The 15,120-nt window shown below is 62.3% G+C and carries 12 protein-coding genes; 9 read left to right on the plus strand and 3 right to left on the minus strand.

Annotated elements, in window-relative coordinates; all coding sequences use genetic code 11:
- Positions 1 to 4 precede the first annotated feature (4 nt).
- Positions 5 to 1,261 (minus strand): 3-phosphoshikimate 1-carboxyvinyltransferase, encoded by a 1,257-nt coding sequence (locus GKZ68_RS10045; RefSeq protein ID WP_173114028.1) that lies wholly within the window; start codon positions 1,259 to 1,261, stop codon positions 5 to 7.
- A gap of 84 nt (positions 1,262 to 1,345) precedes the next feature.
- Positions 1,346 to 2,386 carry a 3-dehydroquinate synthase gene (aroB, locus tag GKZ68_RS10050; protein ID WP_254244243.1) on the minus strand — a complete coding sequence of 347 codons (1,041 nt, stop codon included), beginning with the start codon at positions 2,384 to 2,386 and terminating at the stop codon, positions 1,346 to 1,348.
- Between the two features lie 132 nt (positions 2,387 to 2,518).
- Here aroB and GKZ68_RS10055 point away from each other — a divergent pair, with 132 nt between their 5' ends.
- Positions 2,519 to 2,989 carry a hypothetical protein gene (locus GKZ68_RS10055; RefSeq protein ID WP_173114032.1) on the plus strand — a complete coding sequence of 157 codons (471 nt, stop codon included), beginning with the start codon at positions 2,519 to 2,521 and terminating at the stop codon, positions 2,987 to 2,989.
- A gap of 19 nt (positions 2,990 to 3,008) precedes the next feature.
- Positions 3,009 to 3,425 (plus strand): hypothetical protein, encoded by a 417-nt coding sequence (locus GKZ68_RS10060; protein ID WP_173114035.1) that lies wholly within the window; start codon positions 3,009 to 3,011, stop codon positions 3,423 to 3,425.
- A 71-nt stretch (positions 3,426 to 3,496) separates the two neighbouring features.
- On the opposite strand, the gene GKZ68_RS10065 is transcribed toward GKZ68_RS10060, so the two are convergent.
- Positions 3,497 to 4,684, minus strand: coding sequence for a chorismate mutase (locus GKZ68_RS10065; protein WP_367949222.1), 1,188 nt, complete (start codon positions 4,682 to 4,684; stop codon positions 3,497 to 3,499).
- A 166-nt stretch (positions 4,685 to 4,850) separates the two neighbouring features.
- Here GKZ68_RS10065 and GKZ68_RS10070 point away from each other — a divergent pair, with 166 nt between their 5' ends.
- From GKZ68_RS10070 to GKZ68_RS10100, 7 genes are all read left to right on the plus strand, one after another.
- The gene (locus GKZ68_RS10070) at positions 4,851 to 6,062 is read left to right on the plus strand and encodes a proline dehydrogenase family protein (RefSeq protein ID WP_173114038.1); all 1,212 of its coding nucleotides are present in this window, start codon (positions 4,851 to 4,853) and stop codon (positions 6,060 to 6,062) included.
- A 224-nt stretch (positions 6,063 to 6,286) separates the two neighbouring features.
- A complete protein-coding gene (locus GKZ68_RS10075) occupies positions 6,287 to 6,667 on the plus strand; it encodes a hypothetical protein (RefSeq protein ID WP_173114041.1) in 381 nt (126 codons plus the stop codon).
- Positions 6,668 to 6,865: 198 nt separating this feature from the next.
- Entirely contained in the window at positions 6,866 to 7,804 is a 939-nt protein-coding gene (locus GKZ68_RS22670; RefSeq protein WP_367949223.1) for a hypothetical protein, read from the plus strand.
- Positions 7,805 to 8,172: 368 nt separating this feature from the next.
- Entirely contained in the window at positions 8,173 to 11,532 is a 3,360-nt protein-coding gene (locus tag GKZ68_RS10085; protein ID WP_173114044.1) for an efflux RND transporter permease subunit, read from the plus strand.
- Between the two features lie 161 nt (positions 11,533 to 11,693).
- Entirely contained in the window at positions 11,694 to 12,887 is a 1,194-nt protein-coding gene (locus tag GKZ68_RS10090; protein ID WP_173114047.1) for an efflux RND transporter periplasmic adaptor subunit, read from the plus strand.
- Positions 12,888 to 13,022: 135 nt separating this feature from the next.
- Positions 13,023 to 14,564, plus strand: coding sequence for a TolC family protein (locus GKZ68_RS10095; protein WP_173114050.1), 1,542 nt, complete (start codon positions 13,023 to 13,025; stop codon positions 14,562 to 14,564).
- A gap of 80 nt (positions 14,565 to 14,644) precedes the next feature.
- Complete coding sequence (locus GKZ68_RS10100) at positions 14,645 to 15,013, plus strand: DoxX family protein (RefSeq protein ID WP_173114053.1); 369 nt, start codon at positions 14,645 to 14,647, stop codon at positions 15,011 to 15,013.
- Positions 15,014 to 15,120 lie beyond the last annotated feature (107 nt).

Here is a 15,120-nt window from a genome sequence, read left to right on the forward strand (position 1 = left end):
TGGGCTAGCCCACCTGCATGCCCACGGCCGCCAGTGCCCGCCAGAAGCTGGGGTACGACTTGCGCACCACCTGCGGCTCGTGCACCAGCAGCGGCCCGCGCATGGCTAGCGGCGCAAAGGCCATTGCCATGCGGTGGTCGTCGTAGGTAGCAATCGCTTGGCCATCGACTTGAAAAACAGGCGCCTGCACTTCAAATACGCCGGGCTCGACCTCCGGCATGTCGGCACTAAACTTACGCAGCTCGGTTTGCAAAGCGGCGATGCGGTCAGTTTCCTTGATGCGCAGGCTGTGCAGGCCGCTCAGGCGCAGGGGGCGGCCGAGGGCGGCGGCCACCACGGCCACGGTCTGGGCTAGGTCGGGGCAGTCGGTGAAATCAAGAACCGGCGGCGCGGGCGTGGCCTGCGCCATCAGCACCTGCGTGAGGCGCACCCCGCTCCCATCGGCCAAAAACTCGGTGGCCACCCCTAGCGGCCGCATCAGGTGCTGAATAACGTGGTCGCCCTGCCACGAAGCGCGCCGCAGCCCCGGCAGCACAGTGGCCGAGCCAGCCGGACCCAATGCCACCAGGGCATACCAGTAGCTAGCCGCCGACCAGTCGCTCTCCACCGTGTAGTCGGCCGGGCGGTAGCCGCCGGGCTGCACCTCGATTACGGCGGGCCCCACTTCGCCAACCGTGGCCCCAAAGTGGCGCATAAGCTTAATCGTCATTTCGATATATGGCCGCGAGCCAACCTCACCGGTGAGATGCAGGCGCAGGCCGCCGGGCAGCGTGGGCCCCACCATCAGTAGGGCCGAAATGTATTGGCTACTGATATCGCCGCGCACCGCCAGCTCGGCCAGTTGGCCGGCCGGGGCCGCCACCGGCTGCCCGCCAAAGCGCAGCGGCGGGTAGCCTTCGCGCTCCACGTAGGCAATGCTAGCCCCTAGCGAGCGCAGCGCCTCGACCAGAATGGCAATGGGCCGCTGCTTCATGCGGGCCGCGCCGGTGAGAGTGCCGCGCCAGCCGGTCACGGCCAGGTAGGCCGTCAGGAAGCGCATCACGGTGCCGGCGTCTTCGGCGTCGAGGTGGTCGGTGATGGCAGCCTGGGCTAGCAGGCGCTGCATCAGCACGGTATCGTTGGCCTCAGAGAGGTTGGCGAGCGTGCCGCCGCCGGCCAGCTTTTGCAGCAGCAGGGCGCGGTTGGCTTCGCTTTTGGAGGCGGGCAGGTGGGCAGTGCCGGCCAGCGGGCCGCCCGGCCAGCGCAGGGGTTGAATGGTCATAAGGCAGGTCAACCGGAGTGGCACTCCGGTTTTAGGGGCAAAAAGTCAATTCCGGGGCGGTCGAAAACGGCGTGCCACTCCGGTCTACCTACTCAGGTAAGCGCGCAGTGAGGCAGCAATTTCAGCCACCGTCACGGCCTGGTCAAAGATTCCGTGGCCGATACCGGTTAATAAGGTGCACTTGATAATATCACCCCGGTTTTTCTTATCGTGGCGGGCATAAGCAGCTATCTCGTCGATTTCGCTTTCGGCAAAGGCTAGCGGCGCAAAGGAGGCGCCTACCACCTCGCGCACCTGGGCCAGCTCATCGGCGCTGAGCAGGCCGCGCTGAGTGGCTAGCCAGCTTTCGCACAGCAGGCCCGCCGCCACGGCTTCGCCGTGGCGCACGGCGCGGCCGGGCCGGGCCAACAGGTAGCTTTCGAGGGCGTGGCCCACGGTGTGGCCAAAGTTGAGCAGCTTGCGCGGGCCGCTCTCGTGCGGGTCCTGGGCCACAATCTTCTCCTTAATAGCCACCGAATGGCGGATAATGGGCGTCCAGTCGGGCACGGCGGCCACCGCTAGGCCCCGTAGCTCGGCAAAAGCCGCCGCATCGGCAATGAGCGCGTGCTTGATGACTTCGGCGTAGCCCGAGCGCAGCTCGCCGGCCGGCAGCGTGCCTAGGAAAGCCGGCTCCATAAACACCGCTTCCGGCTCCTGAAAGACGCCGATGTGATTTTTGAAACCCTGAAAATCAACGCCGGTCTTCCCCCCTACCGCCGCATCTACTTGGGCTAGCAGCGTGGTGGGCACGCCCACGCACCGCAGGCCGCGCTTGTAAGTTGCCGCGCAAAAACCGCCCAGGTCGGTGACTACGCCGCCACCCAGACACACGAGGAGCGCGTGGCGGTCAGCCTCGTGCTGGGTCAGCCAGGCCCACACGTCGGTGCAGGTAGCCAGCGTTTTATGTGCCTCGCCGGCCGCGATGGTTAGCAGTTCGTGGGCCGGCAGATGCGGCACCAGGTGGGGGTAGCAATCGCGCGCCGTGTTGGCATCGGCTAGCACGAAGAGGCGGCTCGGTGGGGCTAGCTGCAGGCGCTCGGCCAGGGCGGGTAAGGCCTCGGGGCCGATAATGGGCGGGGTACTCAAAGTAAAAACGGCGGAAGTAACGCGACTGCAAATAAACGGCGGGCAAGCCCATGCAATTTCTGCGCGGGCCATGCAACGCTTTGCCAGCCGGGCATCTCCCTCTTATTAACCGCTCTTCCTTTCCACATTGCGATGCGAAAATTTTTACGCTATGCCCTGCTGCTAAGTGCAGCGCTAGCCACCGGCTGCCAGCGCGAGGCCGATATCCGACCATCGAGCTACGACGAGCTAGCACTGGATACCGGGCATTGGGAGTGGGATGTGTCGACGCTCGGCTGGGCCGGCAACCGCACGCCCGCCACCGAGGGCTACACGCGCCAGTTGGTGTTTGGGGCGGGTGGGCAGCTGCTGCTGCGCCGCAGCGGCCAGGGCGACGTCCGCACCAGTTACCAGCTCTCGATGGGGCAACTGCCGCGCTGCGGGACTAACCAAGCTAATTTTCCCATCGTTACGTATTCGACCGGCGAGGAGAAACTGCCCAATAACGAGCGCAAGACTTACACTATAAGCCAGCAAAATGGCCTGCAAGTGCTGCACATCACTGGCGAAGATGCCTGCTTCGATGGCGGAGCTTACGAAACCTATCATTGGGTGGCCGACTAGGCCCTCCTATTTCTTTTCTATGAAAAAAACCGCCGCTTCCTTCCTCCTGCTCGCCGCTAGCCTCGGCGGCTGCAAGCACGACGCCGACTCGCCCGGCCCCGACCCAGGCACCCTAGCGGGCAGCTGGCGCCTCACCGACCGGCAATGCTATTGCCCCGCCGGCCAGCCCCTGCCCGACGAGCAAATTACGTTCGATGCTTCCGGGCATTTTCAGCTTTTCCGCGGTGGAGCGCTCGCTACCGTGGGTAGCTACGCGTTTAGCCAGGGCATGCCCTGCGGAGGGAGCTCCACCAACGCAACCCAGATTACCCTAACGGCCGCTACGCCTAACGTATACGTGCCCCACGGCGCCTACACCCAGCAAAATAACACCCTGGTCATCGACCAGTGCTCCGTGGCCGATGGCCCCAAATACACCTACACTCGCCAGCCGTAGCAGTTTTGAAGCCACCAGGCAAAAAGGAGGGGCTAGCGCTAGCCCCTCCTTTTTGCCTGGTGGCTCTACTACTATAGCCCCGGCCCGAGGTTGGTAGGCCCATCCACGGGCCGGCCGTTGAGTACCTGGGTTTGCTGCCGAATGCTTTCGATGTGAATGAGCTTGTAGAGCTCGCCCACAAATTTTTCGTCGATATTCAGCTTTTTGCCCCACTCGGGGCGGGTTTTGAAGATTTCCTGCCAGCGCTCAAGCTGCAAAATCTTCACGTTGTTTTCCTTTTTATACTCGGCCAGCTCCTGGATTAGAGCCATGCGGCGGGCCAGCATTTCTAGGATTTCGTGGTCGGCAGTGTCCATCTTCTGGCGCAGTTCCTCGGCCTTGTTGCGGTAGTCGGCGTTGTCGCTCGAGCGGTAGCGGTATTTCAGCTCGCTCAGGATTTCCTGCAGGCGGGCGGGCGTTACTTGCTGGGCGGCATCGCTTAGGGCGTGGTCGGGGTCGGGGTGCGTCTCGATAATGAGGCCATCGTAGTCGAGGTCGAGCGCCTTCTGGGCGATGGGCAGCAGCAAATCGCGCGAGCCCCCGATGTGGCTAGGGTCGTTGATGAGCGGCAGCTCGGGAAAGCGCGTTTTCAGTTCAATCGGGATGGCCCAGGTGGGCGCGTTGCGGTAGCGCGAGGGCGCAAAGGTGCTGAAACCCCGGTGAATAGCCGCCAGGTCAGTACTACCCGCCCGCTCCAAACGCTCCAAGGCCCCTATCCACAAAGCCAGGTCAGGGTTGACAGGATTTTTCACCATCACCGGCTTGCCGGTGCCGGCCAGCGCATCGGCCAGCTCCTGCACGGCAAAGGGGTTGACGGTGGTGCGCGCCCCAATCCAGAGCACGTCGATGTCGTGCTTCAGGGCATCTTCGACGTGCTTGGGCGTGGCTACCTCGATGGCCATCGGCAGGCCGGTTTCCTGGCGGGCGGCTTGCAGCCAGGGCAGCGCGGCGGTGCCCATGCCCTCAAAGCCGCCGGGCTTGGTGCGCGGCTTCCAGATGCCAGCGCGGTACATATCGGCCTGGCCGGCCGCCTTTAGGGCGCGGGCCACGGTGAGCACCTGTTCTTCCGATTCGGCCGAGCACGGGCCGGCGATGATGAGGGGTTGGCCCTTCTGGGCTAGCCGACGCGTAAAGTAGGTGTCGGCGGGAGAGATAGTTTCCATTACTACAAAGGCGGCGCGGAGTGGCATTTCGCGCCCGTACTGCCGGGTGGCAGCCAAAAAGAAGTCAACTCGCCCAGGCGGGCGACCCAAAACAAAGCGCCACTTCGTTTTGACAACCTAAAAGTAACCCGGCCGCGGCAAATAGGGTTTTCGCCAGGGGCCGTACCTTCGTATACCGCTGCTCTCCCACCCCATCCCCTCTCACCCGTTCTGCCGTTTTTGTATGCCTGCCAACCCCGCCGTGCCCGCGCCGCCCGTGGCCCCTATCTCCTTCGAAGACACGCAGATTGCCTTCGAGTCGAAGTCTGATGCTGACTTGCGTAAGATGTACGCCTTGTTTGCGGCCATGAACAACGGCAGCTTGGTAAAAGCCGGTGGCGGGCTGATGCAATCGGCGCTGAAATTTAATTTTCCGGGCACTAAGTTTCTCATCAAGCACAGCATCTTCCGGCAGTTTTGCGGCGGCGAAACCATCGAGGAATGCAAGCCGGTGATTGCTGAGCTGGGCCGCTACCACATCGGCACCATTCTCGACTACTCGGTGGAGGGCACCGGCAACGACCGCAGCTTCGACCGCACCCGCGACGAGATTCTGGCGACCATTGCCCTGGCTGCTACCACCCCCAATATTCCGTTCTCGGTTTTTAAAGTAACGGGCCTCATGCCCACGGCTTTGCTCGAAAAAGTACAGGCCGGCGCGGCCCTCACCCCCACCGAGCAAGCCACTTTCGACCGCGGCCGTGAGCGGCTCAACGCGCTGTGCGTCAGCGCCCACCAGCACGGCGTGCGGCTGTTCGTGGATGCTGAGGAAAGCTGGTTTCAGCAAACCATCGACGACCTGGCCGAGGAGATGATGCGCCGCTACAACGATGAGCGCGCCATTGTGTGGAACACGTATCAGCTTTACCGCCACGACCGCCTCGATGCGCTCAAGGCGGCCCACGACCGCGCGGCCCAGGGCAATTATTACTTAGGCGTAAAGCTGGTGCGCGGCGCCTACATGGAAAAAGAAGCCCGCGTGGCTCAGCAGCGCGGCTACCAGAATCCCATCAACGCCAATAAGCAGGCAACCGACGACCTTTATAACGAGAGCCTGCGCTACTGCGTGCAGCATGTGGCCCGCATTAGCCTGTGCGCGGGCACTCACAACGAGGCCAGCTCGCTGCTACTCACGCAGCTGATGCAGCAGGCCGGGCTAGCCCCCGGCGATGAGCGCGTATGGTTTGCCCAACTTTACGGCATGAGCGACAACCTGAGCTATAACCTGGCCCACGCCGGCTACCACACGGCCAAGTACGTGCCCTACGGCCCCGTGGAGGCCGTAATGCCCTACCTGCTGCGCCGGGCCAACGAGAACACCGCCATCGCGGGCCAAAGCAGCCGCGAGTTTCGGCTGATTCAGAAAGAGCTGCGCCGCCGCCAGGGCCGCCGCTAGCCAGGCAAGTAGCAGTCAGCCAGGCAAATACTGGATTTTTACGAGTCAGCAGACGATTTTCGCAACGCGGGCCTGATTTTTGGTATCTTTCCCAAGCCCGTTTGCTGGCTCGGCAAAAATGCTGCCCAACCTACCAGCGGGAGCAGTCGCGTTTTTTTCTCACCTCATTCGTAAAGCTTCGGCCTGGCTGGTTCGCGCTAGCTTTGGGGCCATTCGTTTTCTCCATGATTAACCGTCTTCGTCACTACCTCATCCGCTATGCTCGGCAACAAGCCGGCACGGTCAGCTACCTCACGCTGGTGCAGGAATCCGAACTGGGTCTGAACTTGGATATCTCGCACGAAAAGTCGCGCCTTAATGAAATGCTGGCCGAAATCTCGACTGAGGAATATGCGGCTGGCCGGCCCATCCTCAGCAGTCTGGTTAGGGTGCAAGGCTCTAAAGGCCAAGGTGATAATTTCTATAAGCTCTGCGAGCGCCTGGGTATGGGCGAGTGGCGCAGCCTGAAACAGGATGAGAACTTCCTGAAAAATCTTATCAAGGAATGCCGGGAATTCTGGCAGCAGGAGGCAAATTATAACGAGTATGCCCTAAAGGAAGCCTAGGCCCGCTTCCGGGCCTAACTCCTTCAGTAGTTGCCTGAAAAGCCTCAACCTTGGTTGAGGCTTTTTTATGGCCACGCCAGCTTCAAACCAGTTGAAGAAAATGCGCGGCTCGCAACCCGCATTCCGCTCGTCCCGTTTAGCTATCCGAAGCCGGGCAATAGTCCTGGCGCCTGTTTACTAAACCCACCCCCTTTTCCGATGAACACCAACGATGCAAATAACCCGATGAATTCTGGTACCGGCGCCGGCGCCAATTATGGCACCAGCAATACCGGCACCGGCCTCGGCAACAGCGGCACTACCAGCAACGAAAGCACGAGCTACAATGCTGGCACCGACTACAGCAGCGCCACCGGCGGCAGCACTTCGTCGGATGCCAATACTCTCGATTCTACTGCCAGCAAGCCCCTGTCAACGACTTCGCCCACCACCCCGACCAACTCGACCGACCCCAACGCCCGCCCCGGCGACGACTACAGCGCTACCGCTAAAGGTGCTGCCGTAGCTGGCACGGCCGGTGCTGCCGTGGGCCGCGCCGTTGATGCGGTACAGAACACCGCTTCGCGGGCCGGCCACGCCGTAGAGGATGCTGCTACTGGCACCAACGATAGCTATGATGGCGACTATACGCACACGAGCGGTATTTTCCGGGACCGCAACAGCGCTGAGAAAGCCTACCAGTCGTTGCACGAGCGCGGCTACGGCAAAGATGACGTGAACCTGCTGATGTCGGACGACACCCGCAAAACGCATTTTGGTGATAATTCAGCCCACACTGAGCTCGGTGACAAAGCTATGGAAGGTGCTGGCGTAGGCTCGGCCATCGGTGGCACGGCCGGTGCTATTATCGGTGCCATTGCGGCTATCGGTACTTCGGTAGCCCTGCCGGGCCTCGGCCTTATCATTGCCGGCCCGCTGGCCGCTGCGCTGGCCGGTGCCGGTGCCGGTGGCCTCACGGGGGGCCTGGTTGGCGCCTTGGTAGGCTCGGGCATCCCCGAGGAGCACGCTGCTGAATACGAAGAGGGTATCAAAAACGGCGGCATTGTGATGGGTGTGAAACCCCGCAACGCCGAAGATGCCAAGTACTTCGAAGAGCAGTTTAAGAATAACAACGCTGACAAAGTTTACCGCTACTAGGTAGCCTTGCCTTTGCTATTCCAAAAGCCTCTCCTGAACGGGAGAGGCTTTTTTGTACCTGTTACCTAAGTACTAGCCTACTTTGCGGCACGCCATACTGCAACATCCGGCCGGGATATTTGTCTCTAGCTTGGTAAGCGCCTAGCCTTTGTGCGGGCCCTCACCTTTCCTTTCCCACCCGGCCTCAGAAGAACTAGCTAGTAGCAGTTGCTTACTAATGAATTATTAGTGAAGCAATTGGGCACGGAGTTAATACTCCCCAGCGGTGCAACTATTCCTGGAGAACACAGTTTTTAGTGCAGAATTCGGGCGCGGGCTGCAAATTTATTGGTTGAACAAGTAGCTTAGGCTTTGCCTGAGAAGAGCTTATGTGGATAGTACGGTTGGCGCTGGCGCGGCCCTATACCTTCGTGGTGATGGCGCTGCTTATTTTAATCGGGGGCATCCTGACGATTCAGCGCATGGCGGTGGATATTTTCCCCAATATTCCAATCCCAGTAGTGGGTATCGTCTGGACGTATTCGGGCATCTCGCCCGAGGAGATGAACCAGCGCGTGGTAATACCCGTGGAGCGGGCCATTACCACCACGGTAAGCGATGTGGAGCACCAGGAAAGCCAGAGCCTGAAAGGCATTGGCCTTATTAAAGTATTTTTCCAGCCGGGGGCTAGCCCCGATGCGGGCGTGGCCCAGCTCACGGCCATCAGCCAGACGCTGCTGCGGGTGCTGCCGCCTGGCATAACACCGCCACTCATTATCCGCTACTCGGCTTCCAACGTGCCGATTGCCCAGACCTCACTCAGCTCCGAAACGCTCGGCGAGTCGGACCTCTTCGACGCGGCCAATGCCTTCATCCGGCCGGGGCTGGCGGTGGTGCCCGGCGCCTCGGTGCTGCTGCCCAACGGCGGCAAGCCCAAGCAGGTAATGGTGGACCTCGACCCGCAGAAGCTAGCCGGCAAGGGCCTCAGCGCCGACGACGTGGTGAATGCCCTAACCACCCAAAACCTGACCGTGCCCGCCGGCTCGGCCAAAATTGGCAGCCGCGAATACGACGTCAAGCTGAACTCCAGCCCCGAGGCCATTGCCACGCTCAATGACCTGCCCATTCAAACAAAAAACGGCGTCACGACCTACATCCGCGACGTGGCTTTCGTGCACGAGGGTGCGGCCGTGCAAACCAACATTGTGCGCCAGAACGGCCGCCGCACGGCCATTATTCCGATTCTGAAAAGCGGGGCGGCCTCAACCCTGGCCATCATCGATAAGATTAAAGCGACGCTCCCCAACATTCAGGCAAATGCGCCGCCCGGCCTGAATATCAAGCTGTTGTTTGACCAGTCGTTTTTTGTGCGGGCCAGCATTAAGGGCGTTATTATTGAGGCCAGCATTGCGGCGGCCCTCACGGCGCTCATGATTTTGCTGTTTCTGGGGTCGTGGCGCTCGACGCTCATTATTGCCGTCAGCATTCCACTTTCGATTCTGGTCAGCATTATCGTCATGAATATTCTGGGCCAGACCCTGAATATTATGACGCTCGGCGGCCTTTCGCTGGCCGTGGGTATTCTGGTGGATGACGCGACAGTAGAAATCGAGAATATTCACCGCAACATGGGCCAGAAAAAAGGCCTGAAACGCAGTATTCTGGATGGCGCGCAGCAGATTGCGACGCCGGCACTGGTGGCCACGCTGGCTATCTGCATCGTGTTTGTGCCGGTGTTTTTCCTGGGTGGGGTGGCATCAGCCATTTTCGCCCCCCTGGCCACGGCCGTAATTTTTGCCATGCTGGCCTCGTATATTCTCAGCCGGACGCTGGTGCCGACGCTGGTGATGTACTTGCTGCGCAAGGAATTGCCCATTTACCACGCGCAGGAAGAAGACGAGGTGCCGAGTGCCCACTTCCGCAACGGCCGTGAAGTGACGCAGGTTGAGCGCGACCTGGCCCGGCTGCACCGCCAGCAGTTTGAGAAAGAGCACCCTAGCGGCACGCCCGAGGAAGAAGCCGAAAAACCCATCACCGACGCCGAGCGGCAGGCTAGCGAGGGCATCAAGAAAAGCTGGGTGTGGCGCCTGCACGAAGGATTTGAGCATCAGTTTGAGCGGTTTCGGGGCAGCTACACCTCGGCGCTCGACTGGGCGCTGGCCCACCGGCCGCTGGTAGTCACGGCCTTTGCGGTGCTGTTTGTGGGCTCGCTGGGGCTATATCCGCTCATCGGGCAGAACTTCTTCCCGACCGTAGATGCCGGCCAGCTGCGCCTGCACATCCGGGTGCCCACCGGCACGCGGGTGGAAGAAACCGAGCGTCGCTTCCGGCAAGTGGAGGGCGTAATTAAGCAGGTGATTCCGGCCCAGGAGCTGGATTTGGTGCTCGATAATATCGGCCTGCCCGTTATCCCGATTAACCTGCTGCTGAGCGATAACCCAACCATTGGGGCCGGCGACGGCGAGATACTGGTGAGTATGAAGGAGGAGCACGGGCCGACGGGCGAGTACATTGAGCGCATTCGCCGCGAGATTCACCGGCAGTTTCCTGACCTCATTATTTTCTTTCAGCCGGCCGATATTGTTAATCAGACGCTGAACTTTGGCTTGCCCGCGCCCATCGATATTCAGGTGACGGGCCGCGACGTGAAGGCTAACCAGCGCATTGCCGGTGAGCTGAAACGGAAAGTTGACAAAGTGCAGGGTGTGGTGGATGCCTTTATCTACCAGGCGTTTGACCAGCCGCAGCTGCGCCTCGACATCGACCGGGTGCGGGCGCAGCAGGCCGGGCTAGCCCAGCGCGACATCGCCAACAACGTGCTCGTGAACCTGAGCAGCAGTACCCAAACCAACCCCAACCAGTGGCTGAATACCCAGACCGGCGTCAACTACACGGTGGCCGTGCAAACGCCGCCCAGCCAGCTGGCTAGCCTCAACGAGCTGGGCAACATCACCGTGACGGGCCCCGGCCAGCCGGTGCCGCAGCTACTCACCAACTTCGCCCAGCTGCGCCGCACCGAAACCACAGCCGTGGCCTCCGACTACAACATTCAGCGCACCGTGGACCTCTACGCCAGCGTGAGCGGCCGCGACCTGGGCGGCGTGAGCAAAGACGTGCGGCGCATTATCGCGGATGCTGAGAAGCACCTGCCCAAGGGCACGACTATCGTGCTGCGCGGGCAGGCCGAGTCGATGCGTACCTCGTTTATCGGGCTGGGGCTAGGGGTGGCCGGCGCCATCCTGCTGGTGTACTTGCTGATGGCGGTAAACTTCCAGAGCTGGCTCGACCCGCTCATCATCATTACGGCCCTGCCGGGGGCGCTGGCGGGTATTTTATGGATGCTGTTTGTGACCCAGACCACGCTGAGCGTGCCGGCCCTGATGGGCGCCATTATGTGCATCGGGGTGGCCACGGCCAACTCGATTCTGCTCGTCACCTTCGCCAATGAGCGGCGCGAAGAAGAGCCCGACCTGAGCCCGCGCGATGCGGCCCTCGATGCCGGCTTTACCCGCCTGCGCCCGGTGCTGATGACGGCCCTGGCCATGATAATTGGCCTGCTGCCGATGTCGCTGGGCATGGGCGAGGGCGGCGAGCAGAACGCCCCACTCGGCCGCGCCGTGATTGGCGGGCTGATGCTAGCCACGGTTACGACCCTGTTTTTTGTGCCGATTATGTTTTCTTATTTGAAGACCAAGGAAGAAGAGCCCGCCGAGGCTGAAGCGCAGCCGCAGGAGACACAAGTGGCGTAACCTTCCACTTTATTAAAAGAAGAATGTTTGTCCTTGCGAGCCTGCGAAGCAATTTCTCCTTCCGCTAGGGGTACTAGCCCCATAATGTGAAAAGGAAGGAGTGCTTCGCAGGCTCGTAAGGACAAGAGTTGGTTTACGACCTGCCCTCGATTAAATACCTTATGTCTGACTCACAACCGAGCAATACCGGCCGTTTCTGGCTCATCATCTTTATTCTGCTGCTCGTTTTTGGTGGCCTATTTTTGGTGGGCTTCCTGCCCCGCCTCCGCAAACAGAAAGCCCGCGACGAGGAAACCCAGCAGCAAAACACCGCCAAGCCCGTGGTAACGGTGGTGCCGGCCAAGTCTGCCCCCGACACCACCACCGTGACGCTACCCGCCGACCTGCGCTCGAACCACGAAACCTTCGCCTTCGCCCGCGTCAACGGCTTCGTGCAAAGCTGGACGGCCGATATTGGCCAGCGGGTGCACCGGGGCCAGGTGCTGGCCACCATTGCCACCCCCGAAATCGACCAGCAGATTGCCCAGGCGCAGGCCAACCTGAGCCTGGCCCAAAGCTCGTATAATCGCCTCACTAGTGTGAGCTTGCCGGGCGCTGTTTCTAAACAAGAGCTGGATGCGGGCAAGGCGCAGTACGCGGCCCAGCAGGCCGTGGTGCGGCAGCTGCAGGCCCAGCGCAACTTCCGGCAGGTGGTGGCGCCGTTTAACGGCGTGGTGACGCAGCGTAATGTGGAAGTCGGCACCCTCGTGACGGGCGGCAACGCCACGGGTACGCAACTTTTTAAAATCGAGCAGACTGACACGCTTCGCGCCTTCGTGGACGTGCCGCAAAACTTCGTGCCCGGTATTCGGCGCGGCCTGCGGGCCGATGTGCTGGTGCCCGAGTATCCCAACCAGCCTTTTGAAGGCCGGGTAGCCCGCGACGCTGCGGCCCTCGACGACCAGACCCGCACGCTGCGCACCGAGGTAGTGCTACCCAACAAAGGCCAGCGCACGCTGCGCCCCGGCGTGTATGCGCAGGTGCGCTTCCGCCTGCCGCAAACTTCGCCGAGCGTGCTCATTTCGGCTAATGCCCTGGTGCCGGGCATCGACCCCAAGGTAGCGATGGTGCAGGATGGAAAAATACATTTCCAGCCCCTCACCCTGGGCCGCGACTTTGGCTCGACCATCGAAGTAACCAATGGCCTGAAGGGCGGCGAGCCGCTGGTTATCAACCCCGCCGAAACCCTGACCGAAGGGCTAGCCGTGGCTACCAAAGTGGCGCCCAAGCCCAAAACGCCGCCCGGCCCGCCGCCCGCCAAGCCCCGCCCCAACGACCCCGACGCCCCGCGCGTGTCGTCGCCGGTGGCGAAGTAATTCGCCAGAAGTCGGTTGTCTTTGCGAGCCTGCGAAGCAAGCGCACCCGCACGACATCCGCACGATTAGGTTCTGCTGCGCTTGCTTCGCAGGCTCGCAAGGACAGCCGGATTTTATCCAATAGAAAAAGTTAGAATGCGTATCCCCGTTGCATTACTTGGCCTGGCACTGGGCGGCTGTGCCGTGAGCCACTATAAATACGAGCCGCCCGCCGTGCCGGTGCCCACGGCGTTCAAGAATACCGCGCCCGTCGATTCGCTGGGTCGGGGCCGGGCTGAGGTGCCGGCGCCCGTAGTCACCGACACCTTGCAGGCCCGCCAGCTGCGCCAGCTTCCGGTATTGCCGGCCTGGTGGAGCATATTTAACGATACCACCCTCACGCGGCTCGAAACCCAGGCGGCGAGCCTCAACTTTACGACGCGGGCGGCGGTGGCCCGCATCGACCAGGCACGGGCGCAGCTGCGCATTGCCGAGGCCCAGCGCTCGCCGGTGGTGGCGCTGGCCCCGTCGGTGTACAACACCCAGCTTTCGGCATTGCGGCCGGTGCAGTCGGCCGTTATTCCGGCGGTGGCCGTGCAGCAAAATCAGTTTTACGTGCCGCTCAACGTCAGCTACGAAGTAGACCTTTTTGGCCGGCTGCGGCGCGGGGCGCAGGCCGCCCGCGCCACCGAGCAGGCCAGCGAGGCCGATGAGCAGGCGGTGCGCCTCTCGGTGTCGGGCGACGTGGGCAATGCCTACTTCAGCCTGCGCGGCCTCGATGCCGAATTGCTGGTGCTGGATAGCGCCCGCCAGGCCCGGCGCTACAACGTGCAGCTGACCAACGCTCGCTTCCAGGCCGGCGTGGATAATGAAATCGGCGTGCGCCGCGCCCAGACCGAGCTGGCCAACGTGGAAGCCAGCGCCATCGAGCTGCGCCGCCAGCGCGCCGGGCTGGTGGCCTCGCTGGCCACGCTCACCGGCAAGCCGGCCAGCAGCTTCGTGCTGCCCTCCTTGGTCCCCGACTCGGTGAGCTACCAGGGTGCGCTGCCGCTCGATGACAACGCCAACGCGCCGGCTGGCCCGGCCGTATCGCCGCTGCTGGTGCCGCTGCCCCGCATTCCGGCCACGCTGCCGGCCGGCCTGCTCGCGCGCCGCCCCGACCTGCGCCGCCAAGAGCGCCTGCTTTCGGCCGCCGACCTGCGCGCCGACCAGGCCCGCCTCAACCGCCTGCCCACGCTGCTGTTCAATGGCTTTATCGGCCCGCAGGCCAGCCGCATCGGCGAGCTGCCCAAGGTGGGCAACGCGCTCACGTACTACGTAGGCGGGGGCTTCAATATTCCGATTTTTGACGGCGGGCGCCTGCGCGGCGCCGAGCAGCTGGCCCGCGCCCAGGGCCGCGAGCAGGAAGCCGTGTACAGCAGCACCGCCCTCACCGCCTACCAGGAAGTAGAAACTGCCCTGGCCAACGTGCGCGCCAGCGAGGCCCAGCTAGCCGCCCAGCAGCGCGCCCTCACGGCCGCCCGCCTGGCCGGGCGCCTCACCCTGGAGCGCTACCGCCGCGGCCTCACCGACTACTTCGCCGTGGTCGATGCCGACCGCCAGACCCTCGACGCGGCTCGCCTGGTGGTGCAAACCCAGACTACCCAGCTGCGCGCCGCCGTGGCGCTGGTGCGGGCGCTGGGCGGCGGCTGGCAGTAGGCTAGCCAGCCTCAACCGGGCCGGCAGCAACCATTTGCGAAGTAGTGGGTTGTTTGCCTACACCTTTCCATGCTTCGCCCATGACTGCCTCTACCCGCAACGCAATTGCCTGGATTCTGCAAGGGCTGGCTGGCCTGGCCTTTATCGCCTCAGGAGTCATGAAATTTATGGACCTGCCCAAGACCGTGAGCGGCTTCACGGGCATGGGCTTCCCGGCTTGGTTTGCCTACCTTATCGCCACGGCCGAGGTGCTGGGCGGCATCGGGCTGCTGGTGCCGCGCTTCACGCGGCTGGCGGCGGCGGGGCTTATCATCATCATGCTCGGGGCGATATGGGTGCATGCTACCAAGGTGCCCGGCGGCATTGCCACGGGCGTGCCGGCTATTTCGCTGCTCGTCATTCTGTTTATAATCATTGCCTTGCGCCGGCCAGCGCCGCTGGCGGCCTAGCCCTTTTTGCTACTTTACTATAAAGAACGTCACGCTGCGCCTGTCGAAGCAGCTCGCTCACGCCGCTAGGGTCACTGCCTAACCCTGCGGTAGCGCTGCTTCGACAG

The sequence above is a fragment of the Hymenobacter sp. BRD128 genome (assembly GCF_013256625.1).
Lineage (GTDB): Bacteria > Bacteroidota > Bacteroidia > Cytophagales > Hymenobacteraceae > Hymenobacter.

Excerpts from the sequence above, each read along its gene's own strand:
- GKZ68_RS10045 (WP_173114028.1), bottom strand. The coding sequence starts at position 1,261 with ATGACCATTCAACCCCTGCGCTGGCCGGGCGGCCCGCTGGCCGGCACT.
- GKZ68_RS10055 (WP_173114032.1), top strand. The coding sequence starts at position 2,519 with ATGCGAAAATTTTTACGCTATGCCCTGCTGCTAAGTGCAGCGCTAGCC.
- GKZ68_RS10060 (WP_173114035.1), top strand. The coding sequence starts at position 3,009 with ATGAAAAAAACCGCCGCTTCCTTCCTCCTGCTCGCCGCTAGCCTCGGC.
- GKZ68_RS10070 (WP_173114038.1), top strand. The coding sequence starts at position 4,851 with ATGCCTGCCAACCCCGCCGTGCCCGCGCCGCCCGTGGCCCCTATCTCC.
- GKZ68_RS10075 (WP_173114041.1), top strand. The coding sequence starts at position 6,287 with ATGATTAACCGTCTTCGTCACTACCTCATCCGCTATGCTCGGCAACAA.
- GKZ68_RS22670 (WP_367949223.1), top strand. The coding sequence starts at position 6,866 with ATGAACACCAACGATGCAAATAACCCGATGAATTCTGGTACCGGCGCC.
- GKZ68_RS10085 (WP_173114044.1), top strand. The coding sequence starts at position 8,173 with ATGTGGATAGTACGGTTGGCGCTGGCGCGGCCCTATACCTTCGTGGTG.
- GKZ68_RS10090 (WP_173114047.1), top strand. The coding sequence starts at position 11,694 with ATGTCTGACTCACAACCGAGCAATACCGGCCGTTTCTGGCTCATCATC.
- GKZ68_RS10095 (WP_173114050.1), top strand. The coding sequence starts at position 13,023 with ATGCGTATCCCCGTTGCATTACTTGGCCTGGCACTGGGCGGCTGTGCC.
- GKZ68_RS10100 (WP_173114053.1), top strand. The coding sequence starts at position 14,645 with ATGACTGCCTCTACCCGCAACGCAATTGCCTGGATTCTGCAAGGGCTG.